This window comes from Streptomyces sp. NPDC052114 (assembly GCF_040680155.1).
Lineage (GTDB): Bacteria > Actinomycetota > Actinomycetes > Streptomycetales > Streptomycetaceae > Streptomyces.
In genome coordinates, this window is record NZ_JBFAWC010000007.1 from 303,411 (window position 1) to 326,259 (window position 22,849).

Consider the following 22,849-nt stretch of genomic DNA (forward strand, 5'->3'; position numbering starts at 1 on the left):
CGCGGGCGAGGCTGGGTCCCGTTCGGCAAGGAGCCGCAACGAGCAGGACAAGAAGCCGCAGTGGAAGGGGAGTTGGCCATGTTCGAGGTCGTACGCACGAGGCTCGTGGCGGTGTGCCGTGGCTGAGGCCGTTCTCGGGGCCAGGGCGGCGACGCCCGTACCTGCCACCCCTGGCGGGGTGTCCCGCGCCGTCCGGTGGGCCGCGCACGCCGCCGCCTTCACGCTCGTGCCGTCGGGGCTCTGGCGCATCGCCATCGCCTTCGGCTGGGACTCCGGGTTCGACGGGTTCCTCGACCCGTCCCACTTCCCGGGGAAGGGGTCGTTCTACCTGATCGGCCTGAGCCTGTTCGCCGAGGCGCTCGGGCTGCTCACCCTGGGGCTCGTGCACCGGTGGGGCGAGGTGCTGCCGCGCTGGGTGCCGGTGCTCGGCGGGCGGACGGTCCCCGTGCTCGCCGCGGTGATCCCCGCCTCGCTGGGGGCGGCCGCGGTCACCTTCGTCACCGTCTCCGGTGCGTTCGCCTGGAACGACTCGGGGAACATGGGATCGGCCGAGGCGCCGGACGGAGCGCTGTGGTGGGTCATGACCGCCTGCTACGCGCCGCTGCTCGCCTGGGGCCCGCTGCTCGCGGTGGTCACCACGGCGTACTACCGGCGCCGGCGGCACGGACGGACCATGTAGCGGAGTCGGAGTACGAGAGGGAGTCGCGGACGGTGGAGTGGCGGTGTGCCGGGCTCGGGTGGCCGGAGGGGAAGCCCGTGCTGCGGTGGCAGGGGGGACGGGACAGCGTCCTCGCGTACGGGACGGACATCGGGTTCCGGGCCGTCGGTGAGCGGCGGTGCGTGGGGGCGCGCGGGAACCCGTGCCCCCTGCGGGCCGTGGTGCCGGGGCGGGCCACGCAGGCGCGCTGCCCGGAGTGCGCGCGGCTCGACCGGGCGTTCTCGGTGGCCGCGGACGGGGTGCCCGACGATCCGCGGACGTACCGGGTCTATCTCGCGTGGTTCGGACCCGGGCTCCTCAAGGTCGGGATCACCGCGGAGGAACGCGGTCCCGCGCGGCTGCTCGAACAGGGGGCCGTGGCGTTCTGCTGGCTGGGGCGCGGGCCGCTGATGGCGGCGCGGCGTACGGAGGAGCTGCTGCGGGCGGCGCTCGGGGTGCCGGACCGGGTGCCGTACGCGCGCAAGCGGGAGGTCAGGGGCGGGCTGCCCGGGTGGGCGGAGCGGGAGCGGGAGCTGGCGGGTCTGTACGGGCGGGCCACGGGGCTCGACGGGTGGGCGGAGGCGCTGGAACGGGTGCCGTTCGAGGCGGTCGACCACTCGGGGGCGTTCGGGTTCGGGGCGGAGTCCGGTGCGGAGACCGGTGTGGAGTCCGGTGCGGAGAGCGGTGCGGGCCCCGCGCCGGATTCCGGCGCGCGGTCCGGGACGGCCGCCGTGGCCGCGGCCGTGCGGGAGCTGGTCGACGGCGGGGCGGTCGCGGGGCGGCTGGTGGCCGCCGCCGGGCCCGACCTGCACCTCGAAACCGCCGGGACGGGCGTGCTCGCGGTGGACACGCGGCTGCTGGTGGGGTGGCGGCTGGTGGGCGCGGAGGCCGGTTCCGGGGTGACCGTGCCCGTCCAGGTCCTCGCGGGCGACGAAGGCGGGGGCGCGCAAGACGGGCTCTTCTGACGCGTCGGCCGACCGCGTCGACTTGGCTGACCGCGTCGACTCGGCCGACCGCGTCGACTCGGCTGACCGAATGGTCAAGTCTCCGCACCCTTGGGGCAAGAGGAGGGCCGGAGGGTGGACACGGGGGTGGCGGTGGCCGGACCGTGAGGACATGAATGATCACGCCGTGGCTCCTGTCGGGCCCTTCGAACCCCCCTATTACGCCGCCGTCTTCACCTCCGTGCGCGCCGAGAGCGAGGAGGGATACGCGGAGACCGCCGCGCGCATGGACGAACTGGTCGCGAAGGTGCCGGGGTTCCTCGGCACCGAGTCCGCCCGCACGCCGGGCGGCATCGGCATCACCGTCTCCTACTTCCGCGACGAGGACGCGCTGCGGGCCTGGCGCGGCGACCTGGAGCACCGGGCCGCGCAGCGCCGCGGCCGCGACCAGTGGTACGAGTCGTACGTCCTGCACGTGGCCAAGGTCGAGCGGAGCCACGGCTTTGTGCGGGACTAGCGGTCACGCCGCGCACACAGGTCACGCCGCCGAGGTACGGCACCGCTGGGAGCGCCTCGGGCTGCCCGGACTCATCGACGTACACACGCACTTCATGCCGGACCGTGTGCTGCGGAAGGTCTGGGCGTACTTCGACTCCTTCGGGGCCGACGGCCGCGGGGTGCGGTGGCCCATCACCTACCGGCACGAGGAGGAGCGGCGGGTCGCTCTGCTCGGGGAGTTCGGGGTGCGGGCCTTCACCTCGATGCTCTATCCGCACAAGGCGGGGATGGCGCAGTGGCTCAACGGCTGGTCCGCGGAGTTCGCGCGGCGCACGCCCGGGTGTCTGCACACCGCGACCTTCTACCCGGAACCGGGCGCCGAGGCGTATGTGCGGGAGGCCGTGGCGGGCGGGGCGCGGGTCTTCAAGGCGCACCTCCAGGTGGGGGCGTACGACCCCAACGACCCACTCCTCGACGGGGTCTGGGGGCTGCTCGCCGAGGCCGGCGTGCCGGTCGTGACGCACTGCGGGTCCGGCCCCGAGCCCGGCAAGCACACCGGGCCCGAGCCCATGGCCCGGCTCCTCGCGCGCCATCCGCGGCTGCGGATCGTGGTGGCGCACATGGGGATGCCCGAGTACGCGGAGTTCTTCGCGCTCGCGGAGCGGTACGGGGAGGTGCGGCTCGACACCACCATGGCGTTCACCGACTTCAGCGAGGGGCTCATGCCGTTCCCCGAGGGCGAGCTGGGGCGGCTCGCCGACCTGGGGGACCGGGTGCTGCTGGGCAGCGACTTCCCGAACATCCCGTACGCGTACGTCCACCAGCTGGAGGCCCTGGAGCGGCTGGGGCTCGGGGACGCGTGGCTGCGGCGGGTGCTGTACGAGAACGCCGCCCTGCTGTTCGGCGTGGACTGACCGGCCGAGTGGCGGCCTCACCGGGCCCCGCGCTTTCTCAGGGAATTCACAGGTTGGCGCAAGGGTGCTCTCACGGGCGCCGCCAAGGGTGTGGGTATGACCACGACCACGCCTCAGGCGCGTACCGAACTGCTCAGGCCGGACGGGAGCCCCGTCCGTGTGCTCGTCGTGGACGACGAGGTGTCGCTCACCGAGCTGTTGTCCATGGCGCTGCGCTACGAGGGCTGGCAGATCCGCAGCGCCGCGGACGGCGCGGGCGCGGTGCGGGCCGCGCGCGCGTTCCGGCCCGACGCCGTGGTGCTCGACATGATGCTGCCCGACATGGACGGGCTCTCCCTGCTCGGCAGGCTGCGCCGCGAGATGCCGGACGTGCCCGTGCTCTTCCTGACCGCGAAGGACACGGTGGAGGACCGCATCGCCGGGCTCACGGCCGGCGGCGACGACTACGTCACCAAGCCCTTCAGCCTGGAGGAGGTGGTGGCGCGGCTGCGCGGGCTCATCCGGCGGGCCGGTGCCGCCGACAAGCGCAGTGAGTCGACCCTGGTGGTCGGCGACCTGACCCTCGACGAGGACAGCCACGAGGTGACGCGGGGCGGGGACTCCATCCATCTGACCGCCACCGAGTTCGAGCTGCTGCGCTACCTCATGCGCAATCCGCGGCGCGTGCTCAGCAAGGCGCAGATCCTCGACCGGGTCTGGAACTACGACTTCGGGGGCCAGGCCAACGTCGTCGAGCTCTACATCTCGTACCTGCGCAGGAAGATCGACGCGGGCCGGGAGCCGATGATCCACACGCGGCGCGGGGCGGGCTATCTGATCAAGTCGGCCGTCCCCGTGCCTTCGTGAGACGCCCCCGCCTCGGGTGGCCCGGCAGGCGCCCCGACGCCCGCCGCCCCCGCCTCGGCACCCGCCGTCCCCGCCCCGACGCCCGCCGCCCCGGCACCCGCCGTCCCCGCCCCCGCACCCTGCGCACCCGGCTCGTGCTGTCCGCCGTGGCGCTGATCGCCGTCGTGTGCGCGGTCATCGGGACCGTCACCACCATCGCCCTCAAGTCCCATCTGTACGAGCAGCTGGACGGCGCGCTCGGCGGGGTCGCCAAGCGGGCCTCGGGCCCGGCCGCCGTGCCCGGCGACGTCCCCCTGCCGGGGCACGGCGGCGGCCCCGGCGGGCAGGGTGACCCGCTGGAGTTCGTCTCGCGCGGCCCGCAGGAGATCGGCTCGATCGGCGCCGAGGTGCGGGACGGCACCATCGCGCGCGCCCTGGTCAGCACCGAGGGCGACGGCGACGGCGGCACCTCGCTGCCGGACGCCGAACCGCTGGACGCGGACCAGGTCGCCGCGCTCGCGGGCGTGCCGAAGGACGGCCGGCCGCACGACGTCGACGTCCCCGGGCTCGGCGAGTACCGCATGACGTACACGAGCGGCGTCAACGGCGACTTCGTCGTCGGCATCCCGACCGACAAGGTCCGCAACACCCTCAGCACGCTGGTCGTCGTCGAGGTCAGTGTCACCGCGGCCGGCCTGGTCGCCGCGTCGCTCGCCGGTGCCGCCATGGTCGGCGTCGCGCTGCGCCCGCTGCGCAGGATCGCCTCAACCGCGACGCGCGTCGCCGAACTCCCCCTGCACAGCGGCGAGGTCGCCCTGCACGAGCGCGCCCCCGACGCCGATCCGCGCACCGAGGTCGGCCAGGTGGGCGCGGCCCTCAACCGCATGCTCGACCACGTCCACTCCGCGCTCGACGCGCGCCAGCGCAGCGAGCAGCGGGTGCGCCAGTTCGTCGCGGACGCGAGCCACGAGCTGCGCACCCCGCTGGCCTCGATCCGCGGCTACGCCGAACTGACGCGCAGGGGCCGGGAGTCCACCGGGCCCGACACCCGGCACGCGCTCGGCCGCATCGAGTCCGAGGCCGAGCGGATGACCGGTCTGGTGGAGGATCTGCTGCTGCTCGCGCGGCTGGACGCGCAGCAGCCGCTCTCGTACCGGAGCACCGATCTCGCGCCGCTGGTCGTGGACGCCGTCAGCGACGCCCGCGCGGCCGGGCCCGACCACGTCTGGCGCCTCGACGTCCCCGGGCCCGACGAACCCGCCGTCGTCCACGCCGACACCGCCCGCCTCCACCAGGTCGTCGTCAACCTCCTGGCCAACGCCCGCAGCCACACGCCGCCGGGCACCACGATCACGGCGCGCGTCCGCGCGGACGGGCCGCGCGTGCTCATCGAGGTGCGGGACGACGGCCCCGGCATCGCGCCCGAGCTGCTCCCCACCGTCTTCGAGCGGTTCGCCCGCGGCGACGCATCGCGCTCGCGCCACGCGGGCTCCACCGGCCTGGGCCTGGCCCTCGTCCGCGCGATCGTGACCGCGCACGGCGGGACGGTGGAGGCCGACAGCGAGCCGGGCCGGACGGTGTTCACCCTCGCGCTTCCGGCCGCCCCGGGCGATCCCTCACCGACGGCTCACGGAACCACCTCACAGCCGGGCCACAGCCTCACCACACAGCCCTGACAGTCCCCTTGGCGAGTGTCGGTCGCATGCCAACCGACTCTTCCACGGACGACTCCTCCACGGCCGACTCCTCCACGGCCGACTCCTCGTCGCCGGGCGTCCTGCCGTCGCGGGACCACCTCCCCGCCGCCTGGCGCGACGTGCCCGTCCTGGACGTCGTGATCCCGGTCTACAACGAGGAGAAGGACCTCGGGCCGTGCGTCCTGCGGCTGCGCGACCACCTCGTCCGCACCTTCCCCTACCCCTTCCGCATCACGGTCGCGGACAACGCGTCCGTGGACCGCACCCCCCAGGTCGCGGCCAGGCTCGCCGCCTCCGTACGGGAAGTGCGGCACGTGCGGCTCGACCAGAAGGGCCGCGGCCGCGCGCTGCGCACCGTCTGGTCCGCCTCCGACGCGCCGGTCCTCGCCTACATGGACGTCGACCTCTCCACCGACCTCAACGCCCTGCTCCCGCTCGTCGCCCCGCTGATCTCGGGCCACTCGGACCTGGCGATCGGCTCGCGGCTCGCGGGCGGCTCGCGGGTGGTGCGCGGCCCCAAGCGGGAGTTCATCTCGCGTACGTACAACCTGATCCTGCGCGGCTCCCTGAACGCCCGCTTCTCCGACGCCCAGTGCGGGTTCAAGGCGATCCGCGGCGACGTGGCGCGGGAGCTGCTGCCGCTGGTCGAGGACACCGGATGGTTCTTCGACACCGAGCTGCTGGTGCTCGCCGAGCGGGCCGGGCTGCGCATCCACGAGGTGCCGGTCGACTGGGTCGACGACCCGGACTCCACGGTCCACCTGGTGCAGACGGCCACCGACGACCTCAAGGGCGTGTGGCGGGTGGGGCGCGCGCTCGCGGTCGGCGCGCTGCCGCTCGACCGCCTGGCCCGCCCCTTCGGCGACGACCCGCGGGACCGGCAGCTCGCCGGGGTCCCCGGCGGCCTGGCCCGCCAGCTCGTCGGCTTCTGCGTGGTCGGCGCCCTGTCGACCCTCTTCTACCTGCTGCTCTACAGCGGCTTCCGTACGTTCACGGGGTCGCAGGCCGCCAACGCGCTCGCCCTCCTGGTCTCGGCGGTCGCCAACACGGCGGCGAACCGGAGGCTCACCTTCGGGGTGCGCGGCCGGGACCGCGCGGTCCGCCACCAGGCGCAGGGCCTCGTCGTGTTCGCCATCGGCCTCGCCCTGACCAGCGGTTCCCTCGCGGCCCTCGGCGCGGCGTCGGGCGATCCCGCGCACTCCACGGAGCTCGCGGTCCTGATCGCGGCGAACCTCGCGGCGACGGTGCTGCGGTTCCTGCTGCTGCGGGCGTGGGTGTTCCCGGACCGCCGCGAGGCCCGGGCACAGACCGCCCGCCGGCCCGCGTGCGACGTCACGCACGCGTACGACGTCCAGGCCCCCGCGTACGACATGACGGTCACCCGCACCGACCCCGTCCGCACCGCCCCCACCGGCACGACCCCCACCCCGCACGACGACCCCACGAGGAACGCACGATGACGACCACCTCCCCCACGGCGGCGCCGCTCCCCGCGGCGTCGGACGGGGCCGCGCACCGGCGTTCCGGCGCCCTGCCCGCCAGGCTGTGGCGCGGCCGCCCCGACGACCCTCGCTGGGCGCGCCCCGCCCTGCTCGGCCTGCTGCTCGCGACCGCGGTCCTCTACCTCTGGAACCTCGGCGCGTCCGGCTACGCCAACTCCTTCTACTCGGCCGCCGCCCAGGCGGGCAGCCAGAGCTGGAAGGCCCTGTTCTTCGGCTCGCTGGACGCCGGCAACGCGATCACCGTCGACAAGCCCCCGGCCTCGCTCTGGCCGATGGCGCTGTCCGTACGCGTCTTCGGGCTGAACTCCTGGGCGATCCTGGTCCCGCAGGTCCTGATGGGCGTCGCGACGGTCGGCGTGCTGTACGCGGCCGTGCGCCGCCGCTTCAGCCCGGCGGCGGGCCTGATCGCGGGCGCGGTGCTCGCGCTGACCCCGGTCGCCGCGCTGATGTTCCGCTTCAACAACCCCGACGCGCTGCTCGCGCTCCTGATGACCGTCACCGTGTACTGCGTGCTGCGCGCGCTGGAGCACGGCCGCACCAAGTGGCTGGTGTGGGCGGGCGTCGCGGTCGGCCTCGCCTTCCTCGCCAAGACGCTCCAGGCGTTCCTGATCCTGCCGCCGCTCGCGGTGCTCTACGCCGTGTGCGCGCCGGTGCGGCTGCGCAGGCGCCTCGGCCAACTGGCCCTGTCCGCACTCGCGATGGTCGTCTCCGGCGGCTGGTGGGTGGCGGTCGTCGAGCTGTGGCCCGCGTCCTCGCGCCCGTACATCGGCGGCTCGCAGAACAACTCCTTCCTGGAGCTGACCTTCGGCTACAACGGCCTCGGCCGCATCAACGGCGAGGAGACCGGCAGCGTCGGCGGCGGCCGGCCCGGACTCGCGGGCGGTCAGTGGGGCGAGACCGGCCTGGGCCGGATGTTCAACTCCGAGGTGGGCGCGCAGATCTCCTGGCTGCTCCCGGCCGCGCTGCTCCTCCTGGTGGCGGGCCTGGTCCTCACCCGCAGGGCCCGCCGCACGGACACCGCGCGGGCGGCGTTCGTGGCGTGGGGCGGCGCGCTCCTGATGACGGCGGCGGTCTTCAGCTTCATGGCGGGGATCTTCCACCAGTACTACACGGTGGCCCTGGCCCCCTCCATCGCGGCGCTGATCGGCATGGGCGCCACGGTCCTGTGGGAGGAACGGTCCGCGCGGTGGGCGAGCGCGGCGCTCGGCGTGACGACGGCGGCCACGGCGGTCTGGGCGTACGTCCTGCTCGGCCGCACCCCGGACTACCTGCCGTGGCTGCGCTGGGCGGTGCTCGTCGTGGGCCTCGCGGGCGCGGCGGGCCTGCTGTTCGCGGGACGCCTCGGGCGCCTACTGGCCCTGGCGACCGTGGGGCTGAGCCTCGCGGCGGCGGTGGCGGGACCGGTGGCGTACACGCTGTCGACGGTGGACAGCGCGCACACGGGGTCGATCGTGACGGCGGGCCCGTCCGGCGCGGGCGGCATGGGCGGTCCCGGGGGCGGGGGAGGCAGGCCGGGCGGCGGCCCCGGGGGCGGCGGAGGAATGCCGCAGCCGCCGGGCGGCCGACAGGGGCAGATGCCGGGAGGCCAACTGCCCGGCGGCCAGGCGCCGAACGGCCAGGCGCCCAACGGCGGGAAGAACACGAACGGCATGCCCACGGGCGGCGGGTTCCCCGAGGGCGGCAGGGGCGGCATGCGCGGCGGCGCGGGCGGCGGCATGGGCGGCCTCCTGAACGGCGCGCAGGTCTCCGCCAAGGCGAAGAAGCTCCTGGAGGCGGACGCCGACGCCTACACCTGGGCAGCGGCGGCCGTGGGTTCCCAGAACGCGGCGAGCCACCAACTGGCCACCGGCGAGCCGGTGATGGCGATCGGCGGCTTCAACGGCAGCGACCCGTCGCCGACGCTCGCGCAGTTCAAGAAGTACGTGTCGGACGGCGAGATCCACTACTTCATCGCGGGAGGCATGGGCGGCGGCATGGGCGGCGGCACGGAAGGCCGGGGCGGCGGAGGCGGCGACGGCACCGCGTCGGCGATCACGTCCTGGGTCGAGTCGACCTTCACGAAGGTGACGGTGGGCGACGCGACGTTCTACGACCTGACGCAGCCGAAGGACGCGTAGGCCCCGGCAGCCCTCCCACAAAATCCCTTGTACGCCGTATGGGGACTGTTCTACGGTGTACGTCGCGCAAGCCTCGTACACCGTAGAACCAGAAGGAGAGGGCTGTATGACGGCAACGACAGCCGAGAACCCCACCGCCTCCCGGAGGCACCCGCAGCGCTGGCTGATCCTCGGCGTCATCTGCCTCGCCCAGCTCACCGTGCTGCTCGACAACACCGTCCTGAGCGTGGCGATCCCCTCCCTCACCCGGGAGCTGGACGCGTCCACCTCGGACATCCAGTGGATGATCAACGCGTACTCGCTGGTCCAGTCGGGCCTGCTGCTCACCGCGGGCAGCGCCGCCGACCGCTACGGCCGCAAGAAGCTGCTGGCGGCCGGCCTCGCCCTGTTCGGCATCGGCTCGCTGGCCGCCGGACTCGCGCAGAGCTCCGCGCAGCTCATCGCCGCCCGCGCGGGCATGGGCATCGGCGGCGCGCTGCTGATGACCACGACCCTCGCCGTCGTCGTGCAGATCTTCGACGACGCCGAGCGCGTGAAGGCGATCGGCCTGTGGGCCACCGTCAACTCCCTCGGGTTCGCGGCCGGTCCGCTGCTCGGCGGCTTCATGCTGGACCACTTCTGGTGGGGCTCGATCTTCCTCATCAACATCCCCGTGGCGCTGCTCGGGCTCGTCGCGGTCCTCAGGCTGGTCCCCGAGTCCAAGAACCCGCAGGGCGACCGCCCCGACCTCCTGGGCGCGCTGCTCTCGACGATCGGCATGGCCGCGGTGGTCTACGCGATCATCTCCGGCCCCGAGCACGGCTGGACGTCGGCACAGGTCCTGGTGGCGGCGGCGGTCGGCGTGCTGGTCCTCGGCGCCTTCACGCTCTGGGAGCTGCGCATCCCGTACCCGATGCTGGACATGCACTTCTTCCGCAACCAGCGGTTCGTCGGCGCGGTGGCGGGCGCGATCCTGGTCGCCTTCGGCCTGAGCGGCTCGCTCTTCCTGCTGACCCAGCACCTCCAGTTCGTCCTCGGGTACGAGCCGTTGGAGGCGGGGCTGCGCACGGCGCCGCTCGCGGCGACCATCGTGGCCCTCAACCTCGCGGGCGTCGGCGCGCGGCTGCACGCCAAGATGGGCACGCCCGTGACGATCGCGACGGGCATGACGCTGCTCGCGGCCGGACTTTCGGTGGTCGCCGTGCTCGGCGGCGACGACTACACGGGGATGCTGGCGGGGCTCGTCGTGATGGGCGCGGGCATCGCGCTCGCCATGCCCGCCATGGCCAACGCGATCATGAGCGCGATACCGCCGGAGAAGGCGGGCGTGGGCGCGGGCATCAACGGCACGCTCGCGGAGTTCGGCAACGGCCTGGGCGTCGCCGTCCTCGGCGCGGTCCTCAACTCCCGCTTCGCGGCGCTCGTGACGGTCTCCGCCGTGTCGTTCCCCGCGGCCATGGCGGCGGCGAGCTCCGCGGGCGAGCGCGAGCGGATCGCCGACGCGTTCGCCTCAGGCCTGGAGACGAGCCAGTTGGTGGGCGCGGCGGCGGTGCTCGTCGGCGGTCTTCTCGCGGCCGCGTTGCTGTGGCGTGCGGAGCGGGGAGACTCCGCGGGTAAGGCATCGGCATAGCATCGTGGAGAGGGCGGACCACTTCCTTCCGGGACCACCGCCCTCTCTTCGCCCCACGGAACGACCAGGAAGGTGCGCCATGGCCAAGGCAGCCGGCCACACGAAGAACCCGGCGCGGACGAGTGTCTGGCTGCAGGCGAAGGCGCCCCGCGGCGGTGGCCGCAAGGGCGACCAGCCGAGCGGCCTGGACCGGGACCGGATCACCGGGGTCACGGTCCGTCTCCTGGACACGGAGGGGCTCGCCAAGTTCTCCATGCGCAGGCTCGCCGGGGAGCTGAACGTCACGGCGATGTCCGTCTACTGGTACGTGGACACCAAGGACGACCTCCTCGAACTGGCCCTCGACGCGGTGTTCGGCGAGATGGAGCTCCCCGATCCGGAGACGGCGCCGCAGGCGTGGCGCGAGCAACTCCGTGCGCTGGCCGAGGAGTACCGGGCGGTGCTGATCCGCCACCCGTGGGTGTCGCCGCTGATCGGGCGGTTCCTGAACATCGGGCCGAATTGGCTGGCCTTCGCCGTGGCGATCCAGCAGACGGTACGGAACACGGGGTTGCCCGCGTACACGCAGAACGGGGCGATCTCGGCGGTCTTCCAGTTCGTGTACGGCTTCGGGACCATCGAGGGGCACTACAGCGCGCGGTGCGCGGAGGCGGGGATGTCGCCCGAGGAGTACTACCGGGAGGCGATCGGGACCGTGCGGGGGGAGTTGGCGGAGCACGGGGTGCTGGAGAGTGCGAGTGAGTTGATGGCGGCGCGGGGTGGGGACACGGTCGAGGAGATGTGGCAGCGGGACTTCACGATTGCCCTCGATCTAATGATCGCGGGCATCGAGTCCCTCCTCTCCCGCGGGGGCCCCTGACGGGGCTGGAGCCACGGTCATCGCTGCCCGGCACGGGTCGGCTGCGCCGGGGCGGGAGCCACACTTATCGCTGCCCCGCCTGCGCCGGGGCGGGTGCCCCCTTCATCGCTGCCCGGCACCGGGGGCTGTGCCCACCCGTTCCGCCCTGCGGAACGCCTGCCCACAGCAGGAGCGGCCACGTGCCCACCGCGCCGCCGCACACAGCGGCGGGACCCCCACCGGGCCGCGCCCGCACGCGCTCCTGGGGGACGTGGGGGTATGTGCGAACGGAGCACTGAGCGCACGTTGGCGTCTTTGGACTTGAGGCGGGGCGCAGGGATGGCGAGTACGCACATACCCCTGCGGCCCCGCCCCCGAGACGAACCCAAGGCGCCCCCGCCGGCGACTACCGCCCCGGCGGGAAGCCCCCCGTAGCCACGGGTCCCCACCTCTCCGGAGTGACCCGGATGATCGACTTGCCCTGGGTCCGCATCGCCGACCGGTACTCGTCCCAGTCCGGATGCTCCCCGGAGATGTTCCGGAAGTACTCCACCAGCGGCTCCACCGACTCCGGAACGTCAAGGACCTCGGCCGAACCGTCGACCTGGACCCACGGCCCGTCCCACTCGTCGCTCAGCACGATCAGGCTGACCCGCGCGTTCCGCCGGGCGTTCCGCGTCTTCGCCCGCTCCGGGTACGTCGACATCACGATGCGGCCCGAGTCGTCGACCCCGCAGGTCAGCGGCGACCCCTGAGGAGTCCCGTCCGCCCGCGCGGTCAGCAGCACCGCACGATGGCGGGGCCGCACGAAGTCGAGCAACTCCTCAAGGCTGACAGCCGTGTTGGTGGCGATGCGAGGTGACATGCGGGCAACCCTAGTCACCGATCAGCCCGCCTGCGGCAGACCTTCCCCCTGCACCGCCTGAATGTCCAGTTCCACCCGCAGCGTCGTCCCGATAGCCGAGATCCCCGCCTGCACCACCTGGTTGTAGTTCATCGCGAAGTCCTCCCGCCGCAGCTCGGCCGTCGCCCGGAACGCCGCCCGCGTCCCGCCCCACGGGTCCGCCCCGGTCCCCAGGTAGCTCAGCTCCAGGTCGACCGGCCGCACGACCCCGTGCATGCCCAGCTCGCCGTGGACGGTCCACCGGTCCGTCCCGGCGGGCGTCAGCCCGTTCGACCGGTACGTGATCTCCGGGTACTGCTCGACGTCCAGGAAGTCCGGCGACTTCAGGTGCCCGTCCCGCATGCCGTTCCCCGTGTCGATCGAGGCCGACCTGATGACCGCCTCGACGCGGGACTTCTCGACGTCCTCGGCGATCTCCACGCGCCCGCCGAACTCCGTGAACCGCCCGTGCACGCTGGTGATCCCGAGGTGCTGGGCGACGGCGCCCACGGTCGAGTGGGCGGGGTCGACCGTCCACGGACCGGGCGGCGGCAGCTCGGTGCCGCCCTGCCGGGCGAGGACGACGGTGCCGACCTCCGCGCGCCCGCTCGCGGTGACGAGCGCGGTGGACGCGACGGGCGCGTACCCGACGGCGGTGACGATCACGGTGTACGGACCGGGCACCAGGGCCGTCGCGTCCCGCACGACGCCGTCCTCGTCCGCCGCCGCGCGCAGCACCTGCGTACCCGTCATGTCCGTCACGGTGACGACGGCGTGCGGCACGGCCCACCCGTCACGCGTACGCATCCGAGCGTTGAGTCCCATCCCGTTCAACTCCTTGCCGGGCTCCCGCATCCGGAAGCCGCACAGTCCAAGCTCTATCAAGCACAGGGCGGAAAGCGGACGGCCCCCGGCGGCGGTGACTGGCCGTCCCCTGCCATGAACGCCACCGCCGGCCCGGGGGCCCTTTCCGCAACCGGCCCGGGGCCGCGCCTCCGCTCGGGGCGCGACCTCGGGCCGGGGCCGGTCACTCGCCCGGGTGGGCGAGTTCGATGTCGTGGCCGTCGACGCCGCTGCCGGCGACCGTGAGGCCCGTGGCCACCGGCGGGTATCCCGTCGCGATGACGGTGTACTCACCGCTGTCCAGGTCGGTGAAGGCGTACGCGCCGTCCGCACCGGTGGTCGCCGTGGCGACGACGTTCCCGGCGGCGTCCACGAGCGTGACGCGGGCGTCGTTCAGCGGCGCGCCGCCCGCCCGCACGGTACCCAGCACCTGCGCACCGGAGCGGAGCTCGACCTCGACCCGGGTGACCCCGGCGCCGCCCACCTCGACGGGCAGGGCCAGCGGCCGGTGGCCCGCGGCGTTGACCGCGATGGTGACCGTGCCGGGCACCAGCTCGGCGAAGGTGAACTCGCCCTGCTCGCCGGAGAGTCCGGTGGCGAGCACGTCACCGCGGACATCGGTCACGATGACCATGGCACCGGCGACGGGCAGCTTGCTGTCCGCGTCCCGCACCAGGCCGCTCAGCCCGCTGGTCCCGCTGAGCAGGATGTCGTACGCGAGGGCGTCCTCGCCCACGACGACCGTGGAGGCCTGCGGCTGGAACCCGTCGGCCGACGCGATGAGCACGTACGAACCCGCGCCCGGTGCGTCGACGGCGTAGGAACCGTCGCCCTGCGCGACCGCGCGGCCCAGCTGGCGTCCCCCGAGGGAGATCAGCGTGACGGCGGCCCGCGGCACGGGCGCGCTCTCGGCGCCGCGGACGAAGCCGCGGACCGGGATCCCGCCGGTGAGCTGCGGCGCGGCCCCGTCGGGACCGGCCTCGGCGGCGGACGCCACGGCGGCGAGCCGCTGCGTGCCCTCGGGCCCGGCCCCGGTCTGCGCGGCGACGGAGGCGAGCGCGGGCTCGTCGGCGAGCGGGGAGGCGGCCGAAGCGGCGACCGGAGCGGCGGCGGCAGCCGGAACCACGCCGTCCGCGGAGTCGGAGCCGGACTCGGACTCGGACGCGGCCTGGGCGAGCGCGCCCGACGTCCGCAGCGGAACCTCCTTGATGAACAGCGTGATCAGGAAGGCGATCAGCGCCATGGGCGCGGCGATCAGGAAGACATCGGCGATGCCGTGGCCGTACGCGCTCTCCATCACCGTGCGGAACGGCTCGGGGATCTTGTCGAGGTCCGGGATGCCGCCGCCACCGGTGCCGCCGTGGCCGAACCCGGCCGCCTTCGGACCGAGGTCGGCGAGGCCGTCCTTGACGTAGTCGGTGATCCGCGTGGCCATGATCGCGCCGAGCGCCGAGACACCGATCGCACCGCCCAGCGAGCGGAAGAAGGTGACGGTGGAGCTGGCGGAGCCGAGGTCCTCGGGGGCGACCTGGTTCTGCGTGCAGAGCACCAGGTTCTGCATCATCATGCCGATGCCGAGACCCATCAGGGCCATGAAGATCGCGATGTGCCAGTACTCGGTGTCGTAGCGGATGGTGCCCAGCAGACCGAGGCCCGCCGTCACCAGCACGCCGCCGCTGACCAGCCAGGCCTTCCACTTGCCCGTCTTGGTGATGACCTGGCCGGAGACGGTGGACGAGACGAACAGGCCACCGATCATCGGGATCGTCAGGACACCGGACATGGTCGGGGACTCGCCCCGCGCCAGCTGGAAGTACTGGCTGAAGAAGACCGTGCCCGCGAACATCGCGACACCCACGAAGAGCGAGGCGAGCGAGGCGAGCGTGATGGTGCGGTTGCGGAAGAGACGCAGCGGGATGATCGGCTCGGTCGCCTTGGACTCGACGAGCACGAAGATCAGACCCAGCAGCACCGAGCCGCCGACCATGGCGCCGGTCTGCCAGGAGAGCCAGTCGTACTTGTCGCCGGCGAAGGTGACCCAGACGAGCAGCAGGCAGACGGCGGCGCTGATGAAGAAGGCGCCGGCCCAGTCGACCTTGACGTCCCGCTTGACCACGGGGAGCTTCAGGGTCTTCTGGAGGACGATCAGGGCGATGATCGCGAAGGGCACGCCGACGTAGAAGCACCAGCGCCAGCCGAGCCACGAGGTGTCGGTGATGACACCGCCGAGCAGCGGGCCGCCGACGGTCGCGACGGCGAACGTGGCACCGAGGTAGCCGGAGTAACGCCCGCGCTCACGCGGGGAGATCATCGCGGCCATGACGATCTGCGCGAGGGCGGAGAGACCGCCGACGCCGATGCCCTGGACGACACGGCAGGCGATGAGCATGCCGGCGTTCTGCGAGAGACCGGCGACGACCGATCCCAGCACGTAGATGATCAGGGCTATCTGTACGAGCGCCTTCTTGCTGAAGAGGTCGGACAGCTTGCCCCACAGGGGGGTGGTCGCGGTCATCGCGAGCAGCGAGGCGGTGACGACCCAGGTGTAGGCGGACTGGCCGCCGCCGAGGTCGCCGATGATCTCGGGCAGGGCGTTGGAGACGATCGTCGACGACAGGATCGCGACGAACATGCCGAGCAGCAGCCCGGAGAGCGCTTCCATGATCTGCCGGTGCGTCATCGGAGCGTTCTCGCCGGGATGAGCCCCGTGCTTGGCATGGCTGCCCCGCACACCGGCTGGTGTGGTTGTTGCCATGGGTTTCCTTTTCTTACGCGGGTGTACGGGTGGTCTCTGAGGTCTGTGTGTCGTGGGGGGAGAGGGGGGACCGGTGCTGTGACACGAGCGGCTTCGCCGCAGGGCGGGCCGAAGCAGCCGCACGGCAGTCCCCGAAGCTGTCGCGCAGGCGCGCGAGCAGCGTGCTGAGCTGGTCGACCTCGTCGTCCGACCAGTCGTGCAAGTAGTGGGCGAGTGCCCGCATCGAGAGATCGGAGAGCTCTTCGAACTTCGCCTCACCGGCAGGTGTGAGGCGAAGGATGCGGGAACGCTTGTCCGCGGGGTCGGGATCCCGGTGGATCCAGCCCCGCTCGGCGACGTGGGCGACATGGCGGCTGGTCACCGACATGTCGACGGCGAGCAGCTCGGCGAGCCTGCTCATCCGCATCTCCCCGTGCCGGTTGAGCAGGGTGAGCACGGCGGCGGACCCGGCCGGGCACTCGGGGGGCAGGACCCGCCCGAGGCCACGCTTCACGGCGCCGATCGCGCTGAGCTGTCGGGCCAGCTCCTCGTACTGACGCTGCGCGGCCACGGCACCTCCCGGATTCTTTTGTTGCTTAGGGCAACGATAGAAGCAGTTGGTTGCCGCAGGCAAACTAAAAAGGGACCAAGGCCCTAAAGAGTCGGCAAAGGTCTGGGACCTTCGTCGTAAAGTCCCTGGCCAGAGGGGGTTGGGCCGACAGCGCTGGATTCGCTAGGGTCCTGATCCATGGCACACAACCCCCAGGGTCCCCAGGGCAACCCCGACCCCGCCGGCAGCACGCAGATGTTCCGCGCCTTCGTCGACGAGGCGCCGCAGGGCCGACAGCAGCAGGCGGCGGCGCCCGCGGGCCCGCGGATCGGCCTGATCGTCGGCGTGGTCCTCGCGATCGTCGTCGTGGCCGCCGTGGCCTGGTTGGCCCTCAAGTAACACGCTCGCGGGCGGGCGCCCGTCGTGGTGCGTGCGCGGTGCGTCCCCAGGGACGCGGGGAACTGCGCGACCGGCCACGACGCGCCCGCAGGCGAACTGCTCGCGCGGGGTCGCCCCGCCTACTTCCAGTCCACGTCGACGTCCTGCGTCTCCACATGCATGCCCAACGGCACGCGCCACGCGTCGACGCAGACCGGCCACGTCTTCTTCACGCGCTGACCCGCGCCGATCGGGGCCGGCAGGTCCACGGTCGACTCGATCGTGTCCCAGTCGACGCCGAGCGCGCCGATGATGTGCGTACCGAAGGTGACCTGGCCCGAACGGACCGGTGAGCCGCCGGTGTTGTGGAAGGTGAGCGTCACCTTCTCGCACCAGCGCTTGTCGGCGGGTTCGCGCTTCGGGTCCCCGACGCCCAGTTTCGCGGGCCCGCCGGGCGAGGCGCCGCCGCTCGGCTCGTCCTTGCCCGGAGCCGACGGGCTGCCGCTGCTGCCGCCCTGGCCCGGCCGCTCCGCACCGCCCGGTGAACTTCCTTCCGTACGGCCGGGGTTCGCGCCGTCGTCCGACACCGCGCCGCCCTCCGGGGCGGCCCCGCCGCCGGAACTCCCTTCGGCGCCGGGCGACTTCCCCTCCGAGTCGCCGCCGCTGCCCTCTCCGGAGCCGGACGCCGCCTTCGTCGAGCCGTCGCCGCGCCCGTCCTTCCCGTCGCCGCCGGAGGCCTCCGACCCGTCCAGCGGCACCAGCTTCACGTCACCGGTGGGCCCCACGGCCTTTCCCGGGGCCCGCTCGGGCGAGGCGCCGGCCGCGCCGGTCGCCACATAGCCGTCGCCGCTCTCGCCGCCGCATGCGGCGAGGAGGCCGCCGAGACACACCACGGCCGCACCGGCACCGAGCACGTTCCGCACACCACGTCGCATCGCGCCAGTGTGGCTGACGGTCCGTCAATTAGGAACCCCGTCAGCAACACCGGCCCCGCGTACGCCTGTTGGCCCGGTGGCCGCCTCGCGGCCCGGGGGCGTCAGTCCGAGATGAGCCCCTCGCGCAGCTGCGACAGCGTCCGCGTGAGCAGCCGGGAGACGTGCATCTGCGAGATGCCGACCTCCTCGCCGATCTGCGACTGCGTCATGTTGGCGAAGAAGCGCAGCATGATGATGCGGCGCTCGCGCGGCGGCAGCTTGGCGAGCAGCGGCTTGAGCGACTCGCGGTACTCCACGCCCTCCAGGGCGGAGTCCTCGTACCCGAGCCGGTCCGCGAGGGAGCCCTCGCCGCCGTCGTCCTCGGGGGCCGGGGAGTCGAGCGAGGAGGCGGTGTAGGCGTTGCCGACCGCGAGGCCGTCGACGACGTCCTCCTCGGAGACGCCGAGCGCGGCGGCGAGTTCGGGCACGGTCGGGGAGCGGTCGAGCCGCTGGGCGAGCTCGTCGCTGGTCTTGGTGAGCGCGAGCCGCAGCTCCTGGAGGCGGCGCGGCACCCGCACCGACCAACTGGTGTCCCGGAAGAAGCGCTTGATCTCCCCGACGACCGTCGGCATCGCGAACGTCGGGAACTCCACGCCCCGTTCGCAGTCGAAACGGTCGATCGCCTTGATCAGGCCGATCGTGCCGACCTGGACGATGTCCTCCATCGGTTCGTTGCGGCTGCGGAAGCGGGCCGCCGCGTACCGGACGAGGGGGAGGTTGAGTTCGATGAGCGTGTCGCGTACGTAGACGCGCTCCGGGCTGTCCTGGTCGAGCGCGGCGAGCCGCAGGAAGAGGGAGCGGGACAGGGTCCGGGTGTCGATGGCTTCCGAGGCTGGTGAGCTGTGAAGCGCGTCGGGCGCGGAGTCGCTCGGGCTCTTGGTGAGCGTGAGCGTGAGCACCTTCGAGCTGCCCTGGTCTGCGGACATGCCACCCCCTTGAGGTCGCGGACGGTCGCGGCGAGCGCTCCCGTCGGAGGAACGCAGCCTCCACCTGAATACCGGAGGTGGGGCTACGGCAAACGCGGTTCCAGCAGAATGTCACATGTCGGCAACACGCTGTAGTTACTTGTCGACAAACAAGGGTGACATCGATGCAGGAAAGAGGGGGTCTGGGGCTTTTAAGGCCGGAGTGCCGTCGGAAAGATCTCCGACGGCACTCCACTCTTTACGGTTACGCCTCGATCCGATTTGCGGACCGGAGCCGCGCGAAGCTTCTGGCGAGCAGTCGCGACACATGCATCTGGGATACGCCGAGTTCGGCGCTGATCTGTGACTGCGTCAGATTGCTGTAGTAGCGAAGCAGCAGGATCCGCTGTTCGCGCTCGGGGAGTTGAACCAGGAGATGGCGCACGAGGTCGCGGTGCTCGACGCCGTCGAGCGCGGGGTCCTCGTAGCCGAGCCGGTCGAGCAGGCCGGGCAGCCCGTCACCCTCCTGGGCCGCCTCCAACGACGTTGCGTGGTACGAGCGTCCGGCCTCGATGCAGGCGAGCACCTCGTCCTCGGTGATGCGCAGCCGCTCGGCGATCTCGGCGGTCGTCGGCGAGCGCCCGAAGGCCGTGGTGAGGTCCTCGGTCGCCCCGGTCACCTGCACCCACAGCTCGTGCAGCCGCCGCGGCACGTGGACGGTGCGGACGTTGTCGCGGAAGTACCGCTTGATCTCGCCGACCACGGTCGGCATCGCGAAGGTCGGGAACTGCACGCCGCGGTCCGGGTCGAACCGGTCGATGGCGTTGATGAGCCCGATGGTGCCGACCTGGACGACGTCCTCCATCGGCTCGTTGCGGCTGCGGAAGCGCGCGGCCGCGTACCGCACGAGCGGCAGGTTGGCCTCGATGAGCGCGCCGCGCACCCGGCCGTGCTCGGGGGTGCCCGGCTCCAGCTCCTTGAGCTGGCCGAAGAGCACCTGGGTCAGGGCCCGGGTGTCGGCGCCGCGGGTGCTCCCGGTGCCGGGGGAGGCCTTCACGGGTAGGGCCTTCGCGGGTGGAGCCTCAGGCGCAGTACTGGCCGGCACGGTCAACGCCACCCCTTCTCAAACAAGCACGGTCAAGCTCGGTCTACCTTGGTCAACTCATCCGTCAAAAGCGGTCATAGCATCACAAGACATGTGCACTGTGTGCAAGCACCCGATAACTACGTGTTGAGGGGCAAGTTGGGGCAAGTCATCGGCCGGGACGCGGAACGGCCCCGCACCGTTGCGGTGCGGGGCCGTTCGGGGGGCTGCTGCGCCCGGTGACTCAGAACTCGTAGTCGGCGATCACCCACGTGGCGAACTCGCGCCACAGCGCGACGCCCGCCTGGTGGGCCGGGTGCTCGATGTACCGCTTCAGCGCATCGGTGTCCTCGACCGCCGAGTTGATGGCGAAGTCGTAGGCGATGGGGCGGTCGGTGATGTTCCAGTCGCACTCCCAGAACGTCAGTTCAGGGATCTGCTCGCCGAGCGCGCGGAAGGCCTTGACGCCCTCGACCACGCGCGGCTCGTCGCGCGTCACGCCGTCGTTGAGCTTGAAGAGGACCAGATGGCGGATCACGGGCACTCCTTGGAGAGGACGGTGGCTGCGCGGCTCCGGCGCCCGCTCAGTCCTTGCCTCCGTTGGCGACCCACGTCATGAAGTCGCCGATGCTCTGAGCGGCGCTCGAGACGCCCTCGAAGCCTATCTGCACGTAGTCCGCGGCCTTGGCGGGGTCGGTGATGATCACGTAGAGCACGAAGACCACCACCACGAAGAGGCCGATCTTCTTCCACTGCACTGCCACGATCTGGCCTCCCCTTACCGCGCCCCGTGTGACCCCTGTGACGGCGGTGAGTCTAACCCGGACCGTACTCACGGGGCTTTTAAGGACCAACGGCCCGGCAGCACAGGCCCTTTGCCTGCGCCGTGCGAGTGGTCCCGGGCGCAGGATGGGTGGTGAGCCCGGCGGATCTGGCAGGAATCCACGGGCGAAGGGACTGCCCCTACTGCGGGGTCCGCGCCGTCTGCTTCCCCCCTGACGGCGGCGCTGACTTGAGGGACAGTCCTCGTCGGGGGAAGCGGCTTGTCCCCCCGATGCCGCTTCCCCCGTCCCAACGGGAGAAAGCCCCGGCGCCGAACAGGCGCCGGGGCTTTTCGCGTACGGGAAAGAGGCGGGGTGTTTCCCGCCCGGGGGCGGAGCGCTCCGGGAACGAAACGACGAAGGGCCCGTCCTGTCGGACGGGCCCTTCGTATCGAGAGCGGTAGCGGAGGGATTTGAACCCTCGGTGAGTTTCCCCACACTCGCTTTCGAGGCGAGCTCCTTCGGCCGCTCGGACACGCTACCGAGAGGAACTCTAGCCCACGATGCCCCGAGGACTGAAATCCGTTTGGCCGAGCCCCGGAGCCTGCCCGTGCGGGCCCGTACTCAGCGCTTCCGGAAGAAGTCCGTCAGCTGCGCCGCGCACTCCTCGGCGAGGACGCCGTGAAGGACTTCGGGGCGGTGGTTGAGCCTGCGGTCGCGTACGACGTCCCAGAGGGAGCCGGCCGCGCCCGCCTTGTCGTCCCGCGCTCCGTAGACCACCCGGTCCACGCGGGACTGCACGAGCGCGCCGGCGCACATCGTGCACGGCTCCAGCGTGACGACGAGCGTGCAGCCGGTCAGCCGCCACGAGCCGAGCGCGGCGGCGGCCCGGCGCAGGGCCAGGACCTCGGCGTGCGCGGTGGGGTCGCCGGCCGCCTCGCGTTCGTTGTGCCCCACGGCGAGCACCGTCGTGCCGTCCGGGGACAGCACGACGGCGCCGACGGGCACGTCGCCGCCCGCGACGGCCCGCTCGGCCTCGGCCAGAGCGAGCCGCATGGGCGCCCGCCAGCGGTCGCGCAGGGGATCGGTTGCGGTGGTGTGGTCGGTCGGGGCGTTCGGGTCGGTCACACGGGGAACCTAGCGGACGGTCTCCAGCACCTCCGCCGCCCCGAGGATCTCGGCGATCTCGCCCAGCGCGTCGCCGCTCTCCAGGGCGAGCAGCTCCTTCTCCGGGACGCCGAGGTCGCCGAGGATCTCCGCGTCGCCGAGCGGGCCCGCGGGCACCGCCTCGTCGCCGTCGGCCTCCCCGTCGTCCGCGGCGGCGGAGTTCTCGGGCTCCCCGTCCTCGGTGCCGTCGAGGTCGAGGGCGTCCAGGTCGTCGGCCGGGTCGTCGTCCGGGTCCCGGCCGAGCATCTCGTCGGTGAGCAGGATCTCCCCGTACGAGCTGCGGGCGGCCGCGGCCGCGTCCGACACATAGATGCGAGGGTCGTCCTCGCCGTCCACGCGGACGACGCCGAACCACGCGTCCTCCTGTTCGATGAAGACGAGCACCGTGTCGTCGTCGGCGTCGACCGTGTCCCGGTGGTCCCGGGCCAGGTCGGCGAGATCCGACAGCGTCTCCACATTGTCGAGCTCCGTGTCGCTCGCTTCCCACCCGTCTTCGGTGCGCGCGAGCAGTGCGGCGAAGTACACCGTGACTCTCCCACTGGTCATAGGCAGTGCCGGTTGGCGGTTTTGGGGTCCCCCCGGCGAGGTCGGGGAGCGGGGAATGGCTGTGACTCGCCCCGCCCTTTCGGAATCGTGGCAGAAACAGCGCCGTCAGGAGAGGTCTTCCGGCCGCTGTGTTCGCGTCGCGTTCTTCCGGAGCCCTCGTGGGACCGCCGCGCGGGGGGCGGCTACCAGCGGAACGTACGCATACGCATCGCCTGTCGCATGCGTGCCGCCCGGGCGCGGCGCGGCTTCACGCGCTCGCGGAGCTCGATGGCCTCGGTGCGCTCGCGCAGGAACTGGGCGCGGCGCCTGCGGCGCTCGGCGTCGGTCTCGTCCGCCGGTTCGTGCTTCCGCTCGGTCATGGGCCACCACCTCAGTCCGTACGT

Annotated in this window: 23 protein-coding genes and 1 tRNA gene; 11 read left to right on the forward strand and 13 right to left on the reverse strand. The window is 72.4% G+C overall.

What is annotated here, in order from left to right; translation table 11 throughout:
* Positions 1–178 precede the first annotated feature (178 nt).
* The 10 genes from AB0L89_RS18135 (at position 179) to AB0L89_RS18180 (ending at position 11,662) form a co-directional block, all read left to right on the forward strand.
* Positions 179–679: a hypothetical protein gene (locus AB0L89_RS18135; protein ID WP_365141819.1), complete on the forward strand. Its 501-nt coding sequence runs from the start codon at positions 179–181 to the stop codon at positions 677–679.
* A 32-nt stretch (positions 680–711) separates the two neighbouring features.
* Positions 712–1,662: a DUF2797 domain-containing protein gene (locus AB0L89_RS18140; protein ID WP_365141822.1), complete on the forward strand. Its 951-nt coding sequence runs from the start codon at positions 712–714 to the stop codon at positions 1,660–1,662.
* A 151-nt stretch (positions 1,663–1,813) separates the two neighbouring features.
* On the forward strand, positions 1,814–2,158 hold the full coding sequence (locus AB0L89_RS18145; RefSeq protein ID WP_365141825.1) for an antibiotic biosynthesis monooxygenase: 345 nt from the start codon (positions 1,814–1,816) through the stop codon (positions 2,156–2,158).
* Entirely contained in the window at positions 2,145–3,053 is a 909-nt protein-coding gene (locus AB0L89_RS18150) for an amidohydrolase family protein (RefSeq protein ID WP_365141828.1), read from the forward strand. The genes AB0L89_RS18145 and AB0L89_RS18150 overlap by 14 nt, the downstream gene beginning before the upstream one ends.
* 96 nt (positions 3,054–3,149) lie before the next feature.
* The gene (locus AB0L89_RS18155) at positions 3,150–3,899 is read left to right on the forward strand and encodes a response regulator transcription factor (RefSeq protein ID WP_365141831.1); all 750 of its coding nucleotides are present in this window, start codon (positions 3,150–3,152) and stop codon (positions 3,897–3,899) included.
* 119 nt (positions 3,900–4,018) lie between these two features.
* Positions 4,019–5,554, forward strand: a complete 1,536-nt coding sequence (locus AB0L89_RS18160) for a HAMP domain-containing sensor histidine kinase (RefSeq protein ID WP_365142028.1) — start codon at positions 4,019–4,021, stop codon at positions 5,552–5,554.
* Positions 5,555–5,580: 26 nt separating this feature from the next.
* Complete coding sequence (locus AB0L89_RS18165) at positions 5,581–7,035, forward strand: bifunctional glycosyltransferase family 2/GtrA family protein (protein WP_365141834.1); 1,455 nt, start codon at positions 5,581–5,583, stop codon at positions 7,033–7,035.
* Entirely contained in the window at positions 7,032–9,194 is a 2,163-nt protein-coding gene (locus AB0L89_RS18170; RefSeq protein ID WP_365141837.1) for a glycosyltransferase family 39 protein, read from the forward strand. Before AB0L89_RS18165 ends, AB0L89_RS18170 begins: the two co-directional genes overlap by 4 nt.
* A 106-nt stretch (positions 9,195–9,300) precedes the next feature.
* Positions 9,301–10,803 (forward strand): DHA2 family efflux MFS transporter permease subunit, encoded by a 1,503-nt coding sequence (locus AB0L89_RS18175; RefSeq protein WP_365141840.1) that lies wholly within the window; start codon positions 9,301–9,303, stop codon positions 10,801–10,803.
* A gap of 79 nt (positions 10,804–10,882) precedes the next feature.
* On the forward strand, positions 10,883–11,662 hold the full coding sequence (locus AB0L89_RS18180) for a TetR/AcrR family transcriptional regulator (RefSeq protein WP_365141843.1): 780 nt from the start codon (positions 10,883–10,885) through the stop codon (positions 11,660–11,662).
* Positions 11,663–12,047: 385 nt separating this feature from the next.
* Here AB0L89_RS18180 and AB0L89_RS18185 read toward each other — a convergent pair whose 3' ends face one another.
* From AB0L89_RS18185 to AB0L89_RS18200, 4 genes are all read right to left on the reverse strand, one after another.
* Positions 12,048–12,506, reverse strand: coding sequence for a PPOX class F420-dependent oxidoreductase (locus AB0L89_RS18185; protein WP_365141846.1), 459 nt, complete (start codon positions 12,504–12,506; stop codon positions 12,048–12,050).
* A 21-nt stretch (positions 12,507–12,527) separates the two neighbouring features.
* The gene (locus AB0L89_RS18190) at positions 12,528–13,349 is read right to left on the reverse strand and encodes a YceI family protein (protein ID WP_365141849.1); all 822 of its coding nucleotides are present in this window, start codon (positions 13,347–13,349) and stop codon (positions 12,528–12,530) included.
* A 202-nt stretch (positions 13,350–13,551) separates the two neighbouring features.
* On the reverse strand, positions 13,552–16,122 hold the full coding sequence (locus AB0L89_RS18195; protein WP_365141852.1) for an MFS transporter: 2,571 nt from the start codon (positions 16,120–16,122) through the stop codon (positions 13,552–13,554).
* Positions 16,123–16,135: 13 nt separating this feature from the next.
* The gene (locus tag AB0L89_RS18200) at positions 16,136–16,672 is read right to left on the reverse strand and encodes a MarR family transcriptional regulator (RefSeq protein ID WP_365141854.1); all 537 of its coding nucleotides are present in this window, start codon (positions 16,670–16,672) and stop codon (positions 16,136–16,138) included.
* 177 nt (positions 16,673–16,849) lie between these two features.
* On the opposite strand from AB0L89_RS18200, the gene AB0L89_RS18205 reads away from it, so the two are divergent.
* Entirely contained in the window at positions 16,850–17,050 is a 201-nt protein-coding gene (locus AB0L89_RS18205) for a hypothetical protein (protein ID WP_365141857.1), read from the forward strand.
* A 119-nt stretch (positions 17,051–17,169) separates the two neighbouring features.
* Here AB0L89_RS18205 and AB0L89_RS18210 read toward each other — a convergent pair whose 3' ends face one another.
* The 9 genes from AB0L89_RS18210 to AB0L89_RS18250 all read right to left on the reverse strand — a co-directional run bounded on the left by AB0L89_RS18210 (position 17,170) and on the right by AB0L89_RS18250 (position 22,825).
* Positions 17,170–17,964, reverse strand: a complete 795-nt coding sequence (locus AB0L89_RS18210; protein ID WP_365141860.1) for a hypothetical protein — start codon at positions 17,962–17,964, stop codon at positions 17,170–17,172.
* 101 nt (positions 17,965–18,065) lie between these two features.
* On the reverse strand, positions 18,066–18,929 hold the full coding sequence (locus AB0L89_RS18215) for an RNA polymerase sigma factor SigF (RefSeq protein ID WP_365141863.1): 864 nt from the start codon (positions 18,927–18,929) through the stop codon (positions 18,066–18,068).
* Positions 18,930–19,173: 244 nt separating this feature from the next.
* Positions 19,174–20,025 (reverse strand): RNA polymerase sigma factor SigF, encoded by an 852-nt coding sequence (locus AB0L89_RS18220; RefSeq protein ID WP_365141866.1) that lies wholly within the window; start codon positions 20,023–20,025, stop codon positions 19,174–19,176.
* A gap of 211 nt (positions 20,026–20,236) precedes the next feature.
* Positions 20,237–20,530, reverse strand: a complete 294-nt coding sequence (locus AB0L89_RS18225; RefSeq protein WP_365141869.1) for a Dabb family protein — start codon at positions 20,528–20,530, stop codon at positions 20,237–20,239.
* Positions 20,531–20,576: 46 nt separating this feature from the next.
* Complete coding sequence (locus tag AB0L89_RS18230; RefSeq protein ID WP_055700242.1) at positions 20,577–20,756, reverse strand: hypothetical protein; 180 nt, start codon at positions 20,754–20,756, stop codon at positions 20,577–20,579.
* Positions 20,757–21,211: 455 nt separating this feature from the next.
* A tRNA-Ser gene (locus AB0L89_RS18235) sits at positions 21,212–21,296 on the reverse strand.
* Positions 21,297–21,377: 81 nt separating this feature from the next.
* The gene (gene tadA / locus AB0L89_RS18240; protein ID WP_365142030.1) at positions 21,378–21,809 is read right to left on the reverse strand and encodes a tRNA adenosine(34) deaminase TadA; all 432 of its coding nucleotides are present in this window, start codon (positions 21,807–21,809) and stop codon (positions 21,378–21,380) included.
* Between the two features lie 81 nt (positions 21,810–21,890).
* Positions 21,891–22,445, reverse strand: a complete 555-nt coding sequence (locus AB0L89_RS18245; protein WP_365141872.1) for a hypothetical protein — start codon at positions 22,443–22,445, stop codon at positions 21,891–21,893.
* Positions 22,446–22,648: 203 nt separating this feature from the next.
* Positions 22,649–22,825 carry a hypothetical protein gene (locus AB0L89_RS18250; RefSeq protein WP_167357869.1) on the reverse strand — a complete coding sequence of 59 codons (177 nt, stop codon included), beginning with the start codon at positions 22,823–22,825 and terminating at the stop codon, positions 22,649–22,651.
* Between the last annotated feature and the right edge of the window lie 24 nt (positions 22,826–22,849).